Origin of the sequence: Acidovorax sp. Root568, from assembly GCF_001427445.1 — a bacterium.
Classification (GTDB): Bacteria; Pseudomonadota; Gammaproteobacteria; order Burkholderiales; family Burkholderiaceae_C; genus Acidovorax; species Acidovorax delafieldii.
Map to the genome: position 1 here is coordinate 148,087 of NZ_LMGP01000010.1, position 16,396 is coordinate 164,482.

14 protein-coding genes are annotated in these 16,396 nt (G+C 67.1%); 8 read left to right on the forward strand and 6 right to left on the reverse strand.

Annotated features, from left to right (window positions below):
- Positions 1–24 precede the first annotated feature (24 nt).
- Genes ASD75_RS07280 through ASD75_RS07295 form a run of 4 tightly spaced genes read left to right on the forward strand, consistent with a single transcriptional unit; the run spans position 25 to position 4,212 of the window.
- Positions 25–1,050, forward strand: coding sequence for an ABC transporter substrate-binding protein (locus ASD75_RS07280; RefSeq protein ID WP_056744347.1), 1,026 nt, complete (start codon positions 25–27; stop codon positions 1,048–1,050).
- 32 nt (positions 1,051–1,082) lie between these two features.
- The gene (locus tag ASD75_RS07285) at positions 1,083–2,198 is read left to right on the forward strand and encodes an ABC transporter permease (RefSeq protein ID WP_082564929.1); all 1,116 of its coding nucleotides are present in this window, start codon (positions 1,083–1,085) and stop codon (positions 2,196–2,198) included.
- The gene (locus ASD75_RS07290) at positions 2,192–2,995 is read left to right on the forward strand and encodes an ABC transporter ATP-binding protein (RefSeq protein ID WP_056744349.1); all 804 of its coding nucleotides are present in this window, start codon (positions 2,192–2,194) and stop codon (positions 2,993–2,995) included. Before ASD75_RS07285 ends, ASD75_RS07290 begins: the two co-directional genes overlap by 7 nt.
- Positions 2,996–3,003: 8 nt before the next feature.
- Positions 3,004–4,212 carry a cytochrome c gene (locus ASD75_RS07295; RefSeq protein WP_235511561.1) on the forward strand — a complete coding sequence of 403 codons (1,209 nt, stop codon included), beginning with the start codon at positions 3,004–3,006 and terminating at the stop codon, positions 4,210–4,212.
- A gap of 168 nt (positions 4,213–4,380) precedes the next feature.
- On the opposite strand, the gene ASD75_RS07300 is transcribed toward ASD75_RS07295, so the two are convergent.
- A complete protein-coding gene (locus tag ASD75_RS07300) occupies positions 4,381–4,773 on the reverse strand; it encodes a VOC family protein (protein ID WP_056067560.1) in 393 nt (130 codons plus the stop codon).
- A gap of 365 nt (positions 4,774–5,138) precedes the next feature.
- Between ASD75_RS07300 and ASD75_RS07305 the strand changes: the two genes are divergently transcribed.
- Positions 5,139–6,254: an LLM class flavin-dependent oxidoreductase gene (locus ASD75_RS07305; RefSeq protein WP_056744351.1), complete on the forward strand. Its 1,116-nt coding sequence runs from the start codon at positions 5,139–5,141 to the stop codon at positions 6,252–6,254.
- A 98-nt stretch (positions 6,255–6,352) separates the two neighbouring features.
- Here ASD75_RS07305 and ASD75_RS07310 read toward each other — a convergent pair whose 3' ends face one another.
- Positions 6,353–7,993: an FAD-dependent monooxygenase gene (locus tag ASD75_RS07310; RefSeq protein ID WP_056744353.1), complete on the reverse strand. Its 1,641-nt coding sequence runs from the start codon at positions 7,991–7,993 to the stop codon at positions 6,353–6,355.
- Between the two features lie 102 nt (positions 7,994–8,095).
- The gene (locus ASD75_RS07315; protein ID WP_056744355.1) at positions 8,096–9,112 is read right to left on the reverse strand and encodes a tripartite tricarboxylate transporter substrate binding protein; all 1,017 of its coding nucleotides are present in this window, start codon (positions 9,110–9,112) and stop codon (positions 8,096–8,098) included.
- Positions 9,113–9,195: 83 nt separating this feature from the next.
- Here ASD75_RS07315 and ASD75_RS07320 point away from each other — a divergent pair, with 83 nt between their 5' ends.
- Together ASD75_RS07320 and yjjJ are read left to right on the forward strand one after the other, a co-directional pair.
- Complete coding sequence (locus ASD75_RS07320) at positions 9,196–10,125, forward strand: LysR family transcriptional regulator (RefSeq protein ID WP_235511562.1); 930 nt, start codon at positions 9,196–9,198, stop codon at positions 10,123–10,125.
- Positions 10,126–10,212: 87 nt separating this feature from the next.
- Positions 10,213–11,571: a type II toxin-antitoxin system HipA family toxin YjjJ gene (yjjJ, locus tag ASD75_RS07325; protein WP_056744357.1), complete on the forward strand. Its 1,359-nt coding sequence runs from the start codon at positions 10,213–10,215 to the stop codon at positions 11,569–11,571.
- An 80-nt stretch (positions 11,572–11,651) separates the two neighbouring features.
- Here the strand turns inward: yjjJ and ASD75_RS07330 are convergent, their stop codons facing one another.
- Positions 11,652–12,710: a hypothetical protein gene (locus ASD75_RS07330; protein WP_056744359.1), complete on the reverse strand. Its 1,059-nt coding sequence runs from the start codon at positions 12,708–12,710 to the stop codon at positions 11,652–11,654.
- A 66-nt stretch (positions 12,711–12,776) separates the two neighbouring features.
- Entirely contained in the window at positions 12,777–13,724 is a 948-nt protein-coding gene (locus ASD75_RS07335; protein ID WP_056744361.1) for a LysR family transcriptional regulator, read from the reverse strand.
- Positions 13,725–13,821: 97 nt separating this feature from the next.
- Here ASD75_RS07335 and ASD75_RS07340 point away from each other — a divergent pair, with 97 nt between their 5' ends.
- Positions 13,822–15,057 carry an MFS transporter gene (locus tag ASD75_RS07340; protein ID WP_156400961.1) on the forward strand — a complete coding sequence of 412 codons (1,236 nt, stop codon included), beginning with the start codon at positions 13,822–13,824 and terminating at the stop codon, positions 15,055–15,057.
- A 512-nt stretch (positions 15,058–15,569) separates the two neighbouring features.
- Here ASD75_RS07340 and ASD75_RS07350 read toward each other — a convergent pair.
- A complete protein-coding gene (locus tag ASD75_RS07350; protein ID WP_056745116.1) occupies positions 15,570–16,166 on the reverse strand; it encodes a hypothetical protein in 597 nt (198 codons plus the stop codon).
- Between the last annotated feature and the right edge of the window lie 230 nt (positions 16,167–16,396).

The window sequence follows — 16,396 nt, forward strand, 5'->3', positions numbered from 1 at the left end:
ATTTGACAACCAAAAGGGCACAACATGAGCAAGCTTCAAGGCCAAGGTGGGGTGGGAGGGCGCTGGACGCGCCGGCAGCTGTTGCAGACAGCGGGCGCGGCCAGCGTGGTGGGGGCGTCGAGTGTGGTGGGCAGCCACGTGCTGGCCGCCGGCAAGCTGCGCGAGGTAAAGCTGGCGTGGAACGCCAACGCCATCTGCCTGTCGGCCGCGCCGGTCGCCATCGAGCGCGGCATTTTTGAAAAACATGGCCTCAAGGTCGAGCTGATCAACTTTGCGGGCTCCACCGACCAGTTGCTGGAGACCATCGCCACCTCCAAGGCTGACGCGGGCCTGGGCATGGTGCACCGCTGGATCAAGCCGCTGGAGTCAGGCTTTGACGTGAAGCTGGTGGGCAGCTCGCACGGCGGTTGCTCGCGCCTGGTGGGCTACGAGGCGGCGGGCGTGACCAGCCTGCAAAAGCTCAAGGGCAAGACCATTGCGGTGTCGGACCTCAACAGCCCCGGCAAGAATTTCTTTTCGGTGCTGCTGACCAAGGCCGGGCTGAACCCCGAGAAGGACGTGACCTGGCGCCAGTTCCCTGGCGACATGCTGGGTCTGGCGGTGGAAAAAGGCGAGGCCCAGGCCATTGCCGATGGCGACCCCAACCTGCTGCTGATCCAGCGCCGCACCAAGGGCCTGGTGGACCTGGCGTCCAACCTGTCGGGCGAATACGCGGCCAAGACCTGCTGCGTGCTGGGCGTGAGCGGCGCCATGGTGCGCAACGACAAGGGCACGGCAGCCGCGCTGACCCGCGCCATCATCGAGGCGTCGGACTTCGTGGCCGACAACCCCAACGAAACGGCGCGCATCTTCAGCCCGTATTCCAAGGTGCCGCAGGAGGACCTGCGCGCCGTGCTGGGCACGCTCACGCACCGCAGCCACCCGGTGGGCACGGCGCTGCGGCAGGAGATCGAGTTCTATGCCCGCGACTTCAAGCTGGTGGGCGTGCTCAAACCCGGCACCGACCCAGCGCGCTTCGCGGCCCACGTCCACGCTGACGTGCTGGCCTGAGCCTCCTCCCATTCCGTGCAAGGACCCTCTCCATGAGCACTGTTGCCGACAACATCCTGGGCGCCCCGCCGGGCATCAGCCCCAAGCCTTCGCAGCCCCCGCTGCGTGCGCCCAGCCCATCATCCGGTGCGCCCCATGCTGCGGGTGCGCAGCCTGCCACCGCGCCCGACTTCAAGGCGGCCAAAGCGGCGCTGGGGTTCTGGTGGGTGGGGCTGGCCGCCGCCGTGGCCTGGGCGGGGCTGGCCTTGCTCACGGGCCTGTGGCCCAACAAGCCGGCGGGTTTCAGCGAATGGGCGTTTACCGAAGAGTTCGCCTGGGGTGCGGGGGGCGTGTCGGCACTGCTGCTGGCGCTGACCGTGCTGGCCCGTCCGCTGGCTGCCGTGGTGCGCCGCGTGCGTGCGGCTGGACCGTGGCTGGTGGCCATTGCCGTCGGCCTGGCGGTGTGGGAGGTGTTCACCGCCAAGCTGGGCACGCTGCCGCCGCCCTTCTTTGCACCGCCCCAAAGCCTGGTGGAGGTGTACGCCACCGACTGGCCGCGCCTCCTGGAGAGCGCGGGCGCCTCCATCCGCCTGCTGGCGCTGGGCATTGCGATTGGAGCAGCTGCAGGTTTTGTCACGGGCGTGCTGATCGGCTGGTCGCGCCAGGCAAGTTATTGGATCCACCCGGTGCTGCGCATCCTGGGCCCGGTGCCCACCACCGCGCTGCTGCCGGTCAGCTTCTATTTCTTTCCATCCAGCTGGTCCACCGCGATCTTTCTGATTGCGCTGGGCACGGCCTTCCCGGTGGCCATCCTCACCTGGTCGGGCGTGGCCGGGGTGCACAAGAACTTTTATGACGTGGCCCGCACCATGGGCGCGTCGCCCTGGTTTCTGGTGCTGCGCGTGGCCATCCCGGCGGCGCTGCCGCAGGTGTTTGTGGGCCTGTTCATGGGGCTGGGCGCGGCGTTCTCCACCCTGGTGGTGGCCGAGATGCTGGGCGTGAAAGCGGGCCTGGGCTGGTACCTCACCTGGGCGCAGGGCTGGGCGGCGTATCCCAACATGTATGCGGCGCTCATCGTGATGGCGCTGTTGTTCTCGGGCGTGATCACGCTGCTGTTCGTGCTGCGCGACAGGGTGCTGTCGTGGCAGAAGGGGGTGGTGAAATGGTGAGTTCCGCGACGATTCCTGAAGTCTCTACGGCGGCCCGTGTGACCGGCGCACGCATTGACGTGCGCAATGTCAGCCACTGGTTTGACCTGCCCGCAGGCCCGCTGCACGTGATCGACGAGCTGGACTTGTCCATAGCACCCGGCGAGTTCGTGGCCCTGCTGGGCCCCAGCGGCTGCGGCAAGAGCACGCTGCTGCGCCTGGTGGCGGGGCTGGAGCCCGCCACCACCGGCGAGCTGCTGCAGGATGGCGCCCCCATCACCCAGCCCGACCCGTCGCGCATCGTGGTGTTCCAGGACCCCACGCTGTTCCCCTGGCGCACCGTGTGGGACAACGTGGCCCTGGGCCTGCAGGCGCGCGGCATCCTCAAATCCCAGCGCCATCGAGTGGACGAAGCGCTGGCCCTGGTTGGGCTGCAGGACTTTGCCAAGGCCTTCCCGCACCAGCTCTCGGGCGGCATGGCGCAGCGCGTGGCGCTGGCGCGTGCGCTGGTCAACGACCCCACCTTGCTGGTGCTGGACGAGCCGCTGGGCAAGCTCGACTCGCTCACGCGCCTGTCCATGCAGACCGAGCTGGTGCAGCTGTGGCAGCGTGCGGGTTTCTCTGCCCTGCTCGTCACGCACGATGTGGAAGAAGCGCTGTTCATGGCGCAGCGCGTGGTGGTGTTCTCTGACCGGCCTGCGCGCGTCAAGCAGGTGCTGGTCAACGACCTGCCGTACCCGCGCCACCGGGGCGACCCGCACCTGGCGGCCCTGCGCCACGAGGCGCTGGCGTTGCTGGGGCTGGACGCCAGCTGGTAGCCGCCGCCTTGACCTGGCTGTCGTTGCCGCCCGAGTGGCTGGCCGCTCTGCTCGAAGGCCTGCAGGCCACCCAGCAGGGCCTGCGCACGCTGCTGCATGCGGTGGGCCTGGCGCCCGACGTGCACGGCCAGCCCGCCTGGCCGTTTGCGCACCGTGTGGCCGCCGAGATGCTGGTGGTGGATGCCGGCCACGCGCGGCGCGTGCTGTTGTCGCTGCTGTGTGTGGGTGTGGCGCTGCTGGCGCTGGCGACTTCAGCGGCATGGCGGCGCGGCCGCAAGCCGCTGTGGTGGCTGGCCGCTGCACTGGTGGTGTTTGCGCCCTGGCCCCATCGCCACCTGCTGCTGACGCCCGCCGTGACCACCAGCCTGCACCAGTCACCCACGGGCTTCACTGCGCAGGGCATCGTGCGCGGCCAGGCGGTGTACCAGCAGCATTGCGTGCGCTGCCACGGCGCCAGTGCCAACGGCGAAGGGCCCGATGCAGCCCGGCTGGCCATGTGGCCGCCCAACCTGAACGGCGCGCTGCTGTGGAAGCGGCTGGATGGCGAACTCTTCTGGCGTGTGCGCCACGGCATGCAGGGCCGCAACGGCGCGCAGACCATGCCCGGCTTTGACACCACACAGCTCACCGACGCGCAGGTGTGGGAGGTGCTGGACTACCTGCAAGCCCATGCCGCAGGCCAGATGCTGCGCGAATCGGGCACCTGGGACCGCCCGGTGCGCCTGCCCGACGTGGCCGTGCTGTGCCGCCAGGGGCGCCAGCACACGGCGCGCAGCCTGGTGGGGCAGCGGCTGCGCGTGGTGCTGCCAGGCAGCGGCAGCCCCTTGCCTGCCGATGATCCACGCCTCGTCTCGCTGGTGGTGGCGCACCCCGGGCCTGGCGCGCCGCACACTCCCGATGCTGCTGCCGCCGATGCGGAATGCCTGACCACCGATACTGCAGCGCCGTTGGCATTGGCCCTGGTGCTGGGCGTTCCCGCCAGCGACCTGCCCGGCCACCAGCTCATCGCAGACCGCGCGGGCTGGCTGCGCGCACGGGGCCAGCCGGGCAAGGCCGCGTGGTCGGAGGACGATCTGGTCTGCCGCACTGCGCCAGCGGCCCAGCAGCTGCCTTCTGCCGATGTAGCTGCCAACGCTGCGGGCGATGGCCTGCAGGTGCTGATTCGCCGCATGGACGCAGAGCCCGTGCGGCTGGTGCGGGGTGGCTTCCCGCACTGACAGTGCCTGCCACCAGCGTGTTGGCAGCGGGCCGCGAGCGAACGCCTGGGTCGCGTTCAGGTTACTCTTAAAAGAATAGCGGCCAGCGCTTTATTGACTAGCGCTTGAGGCCATTTCTCCTTAAATGAGCAGCGCAGGGGCCTCCCGCCCACCCGGTGCCACCCTGCGCTACGCCTGTCCGTGCGACGCCACACACAGCTTGTTGCCGTCCGGGTCCCGAAAATACGCGCCGTAGTAGTTGGCGTGGTACTCGGGCCGCAGCCCGGGGCGGCCCTCGCACTGGCCGCCCAGGCTCAGCGCCAGCGCATGGGCCGCGTCCACCTGGCTGCGCGTGGCGGCCATGAAAGCCACCATGAGCCCATTGCCGGGGTGGGGCACCTCGCCGTTGAACGGGCGGGCAATCACGAACAGCGGCCGGGGGCCGGGGGTGGACTCCCAGCCCGCCCAGGGCCGCTCGGCTTCGCAAAAGCGCTCCTGAATGCCCAACGAGGCCAGCACCGGCCGGTAGAACGCCAGGGCGCGCTCGAAATCTGTGATGCCAACAAAAACGTGCGAGAGCATGGTGGTTCGGGTCCTTTCTGGATGCGAAGTGGGCTGGCCATTGTGAGGAGTTAGGAGCGAGGCGCCAGCGGTCAGAGGCCAGGGCCAGGCGTTCAGGTTGGCAATGCACTGGCCGATCCATGCCGACGTTGACGGCCAGGCGGCAGAGTCTGGATGACAACCCGCCACAGCATAGCGGCGAGCACGGCGGCGGTGTACCCCCATCGCCGTGTGCGGCGGGGCCTATGCGCCGCACAACTTTGCAAACGCGTTTTTCTTCGTTGGCGCGCACCAGGGGCGGGCAGATCATGGCTGCAGTCCCGCACGCGTGACGTTGCCAACCATTCACCCAACCTTGTTTCACCCCATCGCCACAGGAGCCCGCTATGCCCGTCCAGTTCATCGGCATGATCCAGCCGCACGAAGTCTCTGAAACCATCGCCCGCAAGGGCCCGGCGGTGGACCCCGCCTATGTGCGCGTGTTTGCCCAGGCGCACGAGCACGCGGGGTTTGACCGCATCCTGGTGCCTGCCAGCTCGTCCAGCCCCGACACGCTGCTGACCGTCACGTACGCGGCATCGGTCACCGACAAGATCAAGTTCCTGCTGGCGCACCGCCCCGGCTTTGTGGCGCCCACCCTGGCCGCGCGCCAGCTGGCCACGCTGGACCACTACACCAACGGCCGCCTGGCCGTGCACTACATCAGCGGCGGCTCGGACGAAGACCAGCAGCGCGATGGCGACTTCCTGAACCACGACGAGCGCTATGCGCGCACCGACGAATACCTCACCGTCCTGCGCCGCGTGTGGGCTGAAGACAAACCCTTTGACCACGAAGGCACCTACTACCGCGCCAAGGGGGTGGTGTCGGAAGTCAAGCCCCTGCAAGGCCAGCGCGTGCCTATCTACTTTGGCGGTGCCTCTGCACCCGCGCTGCAGGTGGCCGGCAAACATGCCGACGTGTATGCGCTGTGGGGCGAGTCGCTGGCCCAGGCGGGCGACCTGGTGCGCCGTGTGCGCGCCGAGGCCACCTTGCAGGGCCGGCATGTGGACTTCAGCATCTCGTTCCGCCCCATCCTGGGCAAGACCGAGGACGAAGCCTGGGCCAAGGCCGAGCGCATTCTGGAAGACACGCGCCGCCTGCGTGTGAGCCAAGGCTACTCGCGCGGCGTGGGCCCGCAGCAGAGCGAAGGCGCGCAGCGCCTGCTGGCCGACGCTGCCAAGGGCGACCGTGTCGACGAACGCCTGTGGACGGCCATTGCGCGCGAGCTGGGCGGCCGGTCCAACTCCACATCGCTGGTGGGTACGCCCGAGCAGGTGGCCGACGCACTGCTCAAGTACTACGACCTGGGCATCACTACCTTCCTGATCCGTGGCTTTGACCCGCTGGTGGACGCTATCGAGTACGGCCGCGAGCTGCTGCCCCTGGTGCGCGCCAAGGTGGCAGAGCGCGACGGACAGCAGACACCGGTGGCACCCGCCGCGCTGCGCAAGGCCGCCTGAGCGATTGGCTGCGTAGCGCCCCGGCCTGGATCGCGCCCTGGCCTGGATCACTCCCGGGCTGGGGCGTTGCCGCTAACGCAGCGGCCTCGCCCGTGCGGTTACCCCGCCACGCGCGCCAGAACGTCGCGGGCTTGCTCGGCGGTCACCAGGGGGCCGCCAGCAGGCGCCGTCCAGGCCACAAACTGGTCGGGCCGCACCAGCACCAGCGGTGCGCCATAGCGCGCAGGCTCGGTGCCTTCACACCCGTCACCACAGTCCACCAGCCGCAGCGGCAGTCCCAGGCCCGCCGCCGCCTCGCGAAAGGCCTGCACCGATGGCGCGTGCGCGCCGTCGCCGCCCACCACCAGCAGCGAAAAGCCCGGGCCCAGTTCCTCAAACACATTGCGCCCGCTGGGCAGCGTGGCGGGTGCCAGGTGGTGGCCAGGCCGCGCCTCAAACCGGTGCGATCCCTTGGCGCTGCTGGCGCGGCCCTCGCTGCCCCACACGATGCCCGAGCCCTCATAGTGCGGCTCAAACGCATGCACCTCACCCACGGCACCCTGTGCACGCGCCTGCCACGCGGCTTCAAACGCGGCCTGGTCCCGCGCCGGGTCGTGGGTGTCCAGAAACTCCTTGTCTGTCTCGATGGACCGCGCAATGAAGTCATTGATGGTGGACGCAAACACCGGGCGCCGCTCGGCGTCGTACGAGTCCAGCAGGCGCTCGCCGCCCCAGCCTTGCAGCGTGGCAGCCAGCTTCCAGCCCAGGTTGCGCGCGTCTTCCAGGCCCGAGTTCACGCCATAGCCGCCGTAGGGCGGGTGGCTGTGGGCGGCATCACCCGCGATGAACACGCGGCCCTTGCGGTAGCTGTCGGCCAGCATGAAGCGCAGGTCCCAAAAGCCGATGTGCTCAAACTCCACCTCAAACTCCGCGCCCACTGCATCGTGCAGGTAGGCGGCAAAGTCAAAGTTGTCTTTGGTGGTGCCTGGCGGCACCGGGGCGTGAAAGAACCAGGTGCTGCCCAGGTCCACCCGGCCCAGAAACTTCCAGTAGCCCTTCAGCTCGGGCTGCAGCACGTTGTAGTAAGACTTGCCGGGGTAGCGCTCCAGCAGCTGATGCAGGCCTTGCGACTTGAACACCAGCAGCACCATCATGCGGTCGTGGTCCGTGCGGGTGTGGGTGATGCCCGCTTGCTCGCGCACCACCGACCGCGCTCCGTCCGACCCCACCACATAGGCGCCGCGCAGCACGCGCTGGGCCTTGCCGTCGCCGCGTTGCTGAATGGTGACGGACACGCCCGCGTCATCTTGCGCAACAGTGCTGGTCTCCCAGCCGTAGAGGGTCTGCACCGACGGCAGCTGGGCCACGCGCTGGCGCAGCACGGCCTCGGTGGCGTACTGCGGCAGGCGTTCGTTGGCCGTGAAGTAGTAGGGCTTGACCAGGTCGCGTTGCAGCCAGTCGTAGCTGTAGGGCCCCAGCAGCGTGCCATGTGCGGTCAGGCCGCCAATGCCGTATTCGACCGGAATGGTGCGCGCTGCGCGCAGCTGCTTTTCTGCCCCCCAGAAGTGAAAGTGCTCCATGGTGCGCTGCGTGAGGTTCTGGCCCTTGGGAATGGGCTGGGGCTGCACATAGCGCTCCACCACGATCACGCTCACGCCGCGCTGGCCCAGCTCAATGGCCAGGCCCATGCCGACCGGGCCGCCGCCCACGATGATCACTTCGGCGTCTTGCTGCGGCGCCACGGTTGCTTGCTGGTTCATGTTGTTGGTCTTGTTCGATTCGGTTCGGTACGGGTCGCGATGCGGGGTTGCGCAGTGCTGTGCTGCGCTGCGCGCTGCTGTGTGGTGCGGGGCGAGTCGTAGTTACTCGGCGGTGATGCCCTGGGCCTTGATGAGGTCGGCCCAGCGCTTGGCGTCAGCCGTCACCAGCTTCTGGAAGGCGTCTGGCGAGCTGTGGGCGGGCGTCATGCCCTGGGTCTCGAACGACTTGGCCACGGCGGGCGAGGCCAGCACGTCGCGCAGCTCGGTGTTGAGCCGGTCCACCATGGCGCGGGGCGTGCCTGCGGGGGCAAACACGCCGTACCACATGTCCACGTTCAGGTCGCCCAGCTTCAGCGTGCCCAGCGACGGCACCTCGGGCAGCAGCGGGTGCGGCGTGTCCGAGCTGATGGCCAGCGCCTTCAGCTTGCCCGCCTTCACATGCTGCAAGGCCACGTGGATGGGCAAGAACATCGCGTCGATCTGCCCGCCCAGCAGGTCTGTCACGGCCGGGGCGGTGCCCCGGTAGCTGATGTGGGTGAGCGAAATCTTGGCCCGGTTCTTCAGCAGCTCCATGGCCAGGTGGTGCGGAGTGCCCGCACCGGGCGAGCCGTAGTTGAGCGAGCCGGGCTTGGCCCGGGCGCGGTCCATCAGGTCCTTGAGCGATTCGATCTTGGACCCGGCGGACGCCACCAGCAGCAGCTGCCCCCAACTCGTCTGGCTCACCGGCACCAGGTCCGTCAGCGGGTTGAAGCCCTGCTTGGGGTACAGCGCCATGTTCATCACCAGTGTGTTCACGCTGACCAGCAGCGTGGTGCCGTCGGGCGCCGCGCGCACCACCTCTTGCGTGCCGATGATGCCGGACGCCCCCGCCTTGTTCTCCACAAAAAACGGACGCTTGAGCCGGTCGGACAGCGGCTGCGCAATCTGCCGCGCAATCAGGTCGATGCCCGTGCCGGGCGTGAACGGCACCACCAGCCGCACCGGTGCATCGGCCCCCGTCTGCGCCCAGGCCTTGGGCGTGGCGGCTGCAGCCGTGGCGGCCAGCGCGCCCAGCACCAGGCTGCGGCGTTGGGGGGAGGGCGGGCGCGTGTGGGCACGCAATGCAGGCTGATCGAACATGGGGCTTGTCTCTTTAGTCGTTGAAAGGGCGTTACAGGACAATTACAACGACACTCTTGACATTGATCAAACGGAAAATTCTGATGAATTCTTCATCAAAGCTGATGAATGTCAGCACCCGCCAGCTCCACGCTTTTCTGGAGGTCACGCGCCTGCAAAGCTTTGCCAAGGCGGCCGAGCAGGTGCACCTGTCGCCCTCGGGCATGAGCATGCTGGTCAAGGAGCTGGAGGACCAGGTGGGCGCCCGCCTGTTTGACCGCACCACCCGGTCGATCACGCTGACCGACGCCGGGCGCCGCCTGCAGCCCGTGGCCGAGCGCGTGGTGGGCGAGCTGCGCGCCCTGGGCGCCGTGCTGGACGGCAACGAGGCCGCTGTGCGCTCGCGCCTGCTGGTGGCGGCCACCCCCATGATCTCGGCCAGCCTGCTGCCCGAGGTGATTCGCGGCTTTGCGCAAAGCCACCCCGGCGTGCAGGTGCAGCTCAGCGACGTTGAGGTAGGCACCGTGCGCCAGCGTGTGCTCGACGGCGAGGCCGACATCGGCTTTGGCTTCTTCGTCAAACCCGCCGTGGGGCTGTCGCGCCAGCCCTTGTGCAAGTTCCGCCTCATGCGCATCAGCCCGCCCGATGCGGCGCACACCAGCGGCCAGCTGTCCGACAGCCAGCCCTGGAGCCGCCTCAAAGACGTGCCCCTGGTCAGCCTGCCGTCGGGCAACCCCATCCAGGTGGTGATTGAAAAGCAGCTCTCCCGCCTGGGCTTGGCCCACCAGGAGCGCCCTCGCATGAACCTGATCGGCACCCTCATCGGCATGGTGCGCGCAGGCCGTGGCAGCGCCATCGTGCCCTCGTTCGCACTGGAAGAATGCCTGCGCCAGGGCCTGGACGTCGCCATGCTGCGCGAACCTGTGGTGCATCTGGACCTGTACCTGGCCTACCGCCGGGGCACGCAGCAAAAGCCGGCGGCCATGGCGTTTGCCGAGGCGTTGCGGGAGGCTGCGGTGCGGTTGCCGGCGTAGTCGGGCGATCTCGATACGTCCATTCAGCCCGTTTTATCTATTCTTTTATCTATTCAATTTTCAATTCAAACGGCGTATCCTTAGGGCATGCCCTCCGCCGCCCAGACCTACGCCAACGCCATCCGCCCCCTGCTGCGCCCCGGCCCTGCCAAGGCACAGGCGCTGGCCCAGGCGCTGCAGGTCAGCCAGCCCACCGTCTCCCGGGCGCTCAGCGCGCTGGGTGACGAGGTGGTGCCTTTTGGCGCCGCCAGATCTATTCAATACACGCTCCGCGATCCGCTGCGCTCCGATCTGGAAGCCACCGTGTACCGCGTCAACCCCCAGGGCGCGCTGGAAACCCTGGGCACCTTGATCCCGGTGTGCCCCCAGGGCTTTGTGATGGTCGAAGCGGGCGGGGCCCGGCTGCACAGCGACGGCTTGCCCTGGTGGATTTTTGACATGCGCCCGCAGGGCTACCTGGGGCGCGCCTACTGCCAGCGGCACGGCCAGCGCCTGGGCTTGCCCGAGCGGCTGGGCGACTGGAGCGACACCCACGTGCTGCGCGCCATCCTGGACCAGGGCGACGACATGCCCGGCAACCTGCTCATCGGCCCCGCCGCGCGCGACCAGTTCGTTAACGCGCCCGACCCGGTGCCCATTGCAGCTGCGCAAAAGCTGCCCACCTACGCCCGGTTGGCCGACCTGGCCGCGCGCGGCGAAGTGGCGGGCTCCTCAGCCGCTGGCGAGCAGCCCAAGTTCACCGCCTATGCAGAACAAGCCGATGGCACCGCCGCGCACGTAATGGTCAAGTTCACCGCAGAACTCGACACCCCCGTCAGCGCCCGCTGGCGCGACCTGCTGCTGGCCGAACACATCGCCCTGCAGGTGCTGCGCGACCACGGCGTGGCTGCCGCGCAGTCAGTGACCTGGATGCACGGCACCCAACGGTTTCTGGAGGTGCAGCGGTTTGACCGGCTGGGTGCGCGCGGACGCAGGGCGCTGCATTCCTTCGCCGCGCTGGACGCCGAGTTTGTCGGCAGCGGCGGCAACTGGCCGGTGATTGCCAGGGCGTTGTGGAAGGAAGGCGTCATCACCCCCCAGGCCTTGGACACGGCCTGCCTGCTGTGGGCCTTTGGCACGCTGATCGGCAACACCGACATGCACAGCGGCAATCTGTCGTGCTTGTCTGAGGGGCGCAGGCCTTACGAGCTGGCCCCTGCGTATGACATGACGCCCATGGCGTTTGCACCTACGGCGGGGGGAGGTTTGCCGGAGCGGGCGCTTGAATTGACGGTGGGGGAGCAGGTCAGCGCGGCGGCTTGGAAAGAGGCGCTTGCGATGGCGCAGGTGTTTGTTCGCCGGTTGGAGGATGAACAAGGATTCAGCGTGGGTTTTGACGCTTGCAACGTTGAGTTGCTGCGTCATGTGGCGGTGGCTGCTGAGCGTGTTGGGCGGCTTGCGATTTAGGGCAGGATGCCGGCGTAGTGCGTTGCAGAGTTGGCGGCGGTGGCGAGGTCGTCGCCGCTTGCAGCCTTCACCGAAAGCGGTCAGGCAGGTCCGTTTGTGTGTTGCGCTGCATTGCTCCTGATTCTTTCAAGGGACTCAGTGACATGTCGCGGGTATTCACCACTGAAGTATTCGAAAGTAAGTGGGTTAGCGGTGTAGAAGTGACAACAAAATTCGACCCAGCTTGCAGTTTTCAGCGGGCCATTGATTTTGAATACCTTGCTCGATCTGGCTTTTATATGCGCTGGGTTCTTCAACGTCATATTGAAGTCGGAGTCGCGCCTATGTAGATATTCTTCGTTCGTGAAAAGCTGAATCGCGCCATCGAAGTGTCTAAAACAATTGGCAGCAATGTCGAACTCGGCATGCAGGTAGCGGGCTGGGAAGTAATGCTGCCCACCGATCTCGATACGGATGTCCTCTGTCTTGATTTCCAGGGCCTGGAACGACTTGATGCCGTCCGACTCACTCCACTTGATGTCAAGGCAGTAGGTGTTGGCAAAGAGGTAGGAGGCAGCTCGAGATTCAATGTCCAGGGGTGGGCGCAGCTTGGCGATTCCGGGCTTGATGTTTCGTATGTCCTGATCGAAGGGGGCCCCGTACCAAGTGTCAGCTTCGAAATAGCCCAAGCCGTCAACGTCGATCCGGACTCGGTCTTCATCGAGGGCAATGTACTTTTCTACACCGGGTTCATCGAACCGCCAGAATAAGTCTATAAACCTCGGTGCCCAATTGTTGACCGGGTGCATTCCACGCCGGTAACAGGGATGGGCCATCAAAATAAAGTCAGGTCCCGCAAAGCACCCTTCGGAATAGGTGCTGGGAGGGAATCGGCTCGCGATCTCTTTGAACGAAAGTAATCCGTCGCGCTCGATCTTTATCGGCCCCAAGAGCGCCTTTGCAATGCCCTGTGCCTTTGCGACGATGCCGGTGGTCTGGATGTACTCGAATGAATCCGTGCTGAGATTCACGCCCTTGGATGCGGCGAGAGCCGTGAACTTCGCAATTAGATCTGCGGAGGCAGACAACCGTTCTCGGGAGAATCTTTCCATGTCCTCAAGGTAACGCATCAACCATTCTTTGTGTTCTTGGTCAGTCATCAAAATCCCCCTTGTAGGTGACAGGATTCCACCATATCAGCGCAGTCTTTCGCAGGCCGATTGCGCTCAACTCCCCACCGCCCGCATCCCCACCAACCCCGGCATCGCCCCCCGCATCGCCTCCAAGAACAACCGCAACCTAGCCGGATAAAACCGCGCATACGGGTACACCAGGTACACCGGCAGCGGCGCCGCGTGCCAAGTGGGCACCAGGTGCAGCAGCTTCCCCTGCCGCACATCGTTGTCCACGATCCACGCCGATGAAATGCACGCCCCCAGCCCGGCCAGGGCGGCGCTGCGCAGGGCGTACAGGCTGTCGGTGGCCAAACGGGGCGTGATGCCAAACGTGTGGGCCTCGCCGCCGGGCTCTTGGTTCAGCGTGACCTCGCGGCGGTAGAAGGTGCTCAGGGCCAGCCAGGGCAGGGGCTGCAGGTCTTGCGCGTGCTGGGGCGTGGGGCGCCCGGCCATGAGGGCGGGGGCGGCCAGCACGATGCGGGGCACTTCGGCCAGGCGCACCGCGACCACGCTGGGGTCGTCCACCGCACCGACCTGAATGGCGCAGTCGATGCCTTCGGCGATGAAGTTGGGGCGGCGGTCGTGCAGCATCCATTCCACATCCACCTCGGGGTAGCAGCGCAGGTAGGCCATCAGCGGGGCGATGAACTGGTCTTGCCCAAAGGCGTGCGGCGCCAGCACACGCAGGGTGCCGCGCGGGGTGTCGGCCGTGCCGCGCAGGTCGTCCTCCATGGCGCGCCAGTCTTCCAGCAGGGCCTTGGCGTGGGCAAAGCAGCGGTCGCCGTCTTCCGTCAGCTTCATCACATGGGTGGAGCGCTGCAACAGCTTGATGCCCAGGCTGCGCTCCAGCGCCTGCAGGCGGCGGCTCACGGTGGGCTGGCTGGTGCCCAGTTGCTGGGCGGCGGCAGACAGGCTGCCGGCCTCGACGATGCGGACAAAGGTCTGCATCAGCTCGATGCGGTCGGCGCCGGGTTGCAAGGCTGGCAGGGTGTTGGTCATACGCCAAGCGTATAACGAATCTGCAATTCAGCCTACTACCCAGCGCTGCGGCGTGCTAGAACAATCGCACCATTCCTTTCTAACCAATGGTGTTGTGATGTCTTCCATTCAAAACGTGCATGCAAGCGGCGCAGTGGGGCTTGCCCCGGTGGCGTCGCCTGCGGAGGGGGCGGTGAGTGCGCCGCTCTTATTGCTGCTGGCGACCACGGCGGGGCTCAGCGTGGCGTCGCTGTACTACAGCCAGCCCATGCTGGGCGTGCTGGGGCCCGACATGCAGGCCGACAGCCGCGTGGTGGGGCTGGTGCCCACGCTCACGCAGCTGGGCTATGCGCTGGGCATCTTGCTGCTGGCGCCGCTGGGCGACCGGTTTGACCGGCGCCGCATCATCGTCATCAAGTCCATCGCGCTGATGCTGGCGCTGCTGCTGAGCGGCCTGGCGCCCGGCATGGGCGCGCTGCTGGCGGCCAGCCTGGCCGTGGGCCTGGCGGCCACGGTGGCGCAAGACGTAGTGCCCGCCGCCGCCACGCTGGCCCCGGCGGCGCAGCGCGGGCGCATGGTGGGCACGGTGATGACGGGGCTGTTGCTGGGCATTTTGCTGTCGCGCGTAGTCAGCGGCTTTGTAGCGCAGCAGTGGGGCTGGCGCACGGTGTATGTGGCGGCGGCCGTGGCGATTGCGCTGCTGACGGTGGCCGTGTGGCGTGGGCTGCCGCGGTTTGCGCCCACCACGCAGCTGGGCTACGGCGCGCTGATCGGCTCGATGGTGGCCTTGTGGCGCCAGCACAGTGCGTTGCGCCGCGCCGCCTGGGCGCAGGGGCTGCTGGCCGTGGGCTTCAGCGCGTTCTGGTCCACGCTGGCGGTGATGCTGCACAGCCAGTTTCAGCTGGGTACGGCGGCTGCGGGTGCGTTTGGCCTGGCCGGGGCTGCAGGGGCACTGGCAGCGCCACTGGCCGGGCGCCTGGCCGACAAGCGCGGGCCCGAGGTGGTGACGCGCTATGGCGCCGGGCTGGCTGCCGCGTCGTTTGCGGTGATGGCGCTGGCACCGCTGCTGCCTGCGCAGGCCCAACTGGGTTTGATCGTGGCCAGTGCCATTGGCTTTGACTTTGGCGTGCAGGCCACGCTGGTGGCGCACCAGACCATCGTGTACGGCATTGACCCCGCAGCGCGCAGCCGGCTCAATGCGCTGCTGTTCACCGGCATGTTCATCGGCATGTCGGCCGGGGCTGCTCTGGGCAGCCTGGCGCTGGCGCAGTGGGGCTGGCTGGGGGTGGTGGGCTTGGCCACGGTGGGGTCGCTGGCGGCGCTGGCGGTGCGCATGGGGCGCCGCCGGGGCTGATTTGGGGTGAAATATGGCTGTAGCGCTAGTGGATCATGCGCTGGCAGCTATACAAATGAGAGCGAAATCCGCGCAAGGCAAGGGTTACGCTTTTTGCAGCAAGCGGTCCATCCAAACCAGGCAAGCTAGACCCAAGGGGCCAGACAGCGCCACATAGCCCAGCGAGGCGACCAGTTTGGCCCACCGCGAGTAGCGTGGCAGGTTGGTGATGACATACAGCCCGGGGATGAAGATGAACAGAGCCAGTATGGCGGCCACTGCCGGGGGAGGGGCCCCAAGCCAGATCATCACCAAAGGCGGCACCCACAAAGGGGCCAGCAGCGACGTCCAGCGAAATGAAGCGCTTTCCAGAACATAGGGAGGCAGACCCCAGCCCGCTTCCCTGGGGCTGAGGTCATCTCGCGACGCGGAAGGACTGCCGCCTGCCCACCGGCCGCATCTGAGGCACCTGGATGTACCTGGCGGGACGCTGGCGCGGCAGTTGAAGCAGGTGGGAAATGACACGCGTCCGCTCAGGCCTTCTTCACCTCAATGTGGTACAGCCCCCAGGGGCACAGGCCAAAGCGGTCCTTCACGGGCTTGTCCTTGAAGGCGGGCAGCACGTCGGCGTCGTACACGGCCCACTGGGGGCCCAAGCCGCCCAGGGCCATGGGCTGGCCGTCGATGTGGGTGGCGACGATCATGCGGTAGGCCTGGGCGTCGGCCATGCTGATGTTGACGTTGTAGCCGTCCACCGCACGCAGGCCCAGTTGCACGGGGCTGCCCGCTGCCACACCGGCGGCGGCCAGCACGGTGGTGAGCAGGGGGCCCTTGAGCGTGTGGGGCTTGCTGTCGTATTCGAGCGTGGGCTTGATGGTGACGGCGGGCATGCGCGCCAGGGCGGCGGCGTCCAGCGCGAAGGCCTTGTCAAACTGGATGCCGTGTTTGCCCATCATCTGGTCGATGGTGGTGTCCAGCGCGCCGCGGTTGGACTGGGTGATGGCGCCGCTGATGGTGAGCAGCGTGGGGCCGCTGGGGGCCTTGGCCGGCGTGGCGGCGTGGCTGCTGCCCGTGGCAGTCCACAGGCCTGCCAGGCCCATGCCGGCGGCGACGAAGTTGCGCTTTTTCATGCTCATGGGAGGGTGCTCCTTGATGGAAATCAGGGGCGCATGGTAAGCGCAAGATGCAGGGGCGCCATGCAAAAAGTTGCCGTGGTCCAGCCATCGCTTGCAGTGCGCCAGAGTCCGCCGGGTCCGGCTATCGCGCACGAAGCCCATGGCGCAGCGCCGACATGGGGCAAACGCAGCGCTCGCTGGGGTCTCCGGAAAACATGCGTCGCGGTGTGCTCCTGTGATTCAGG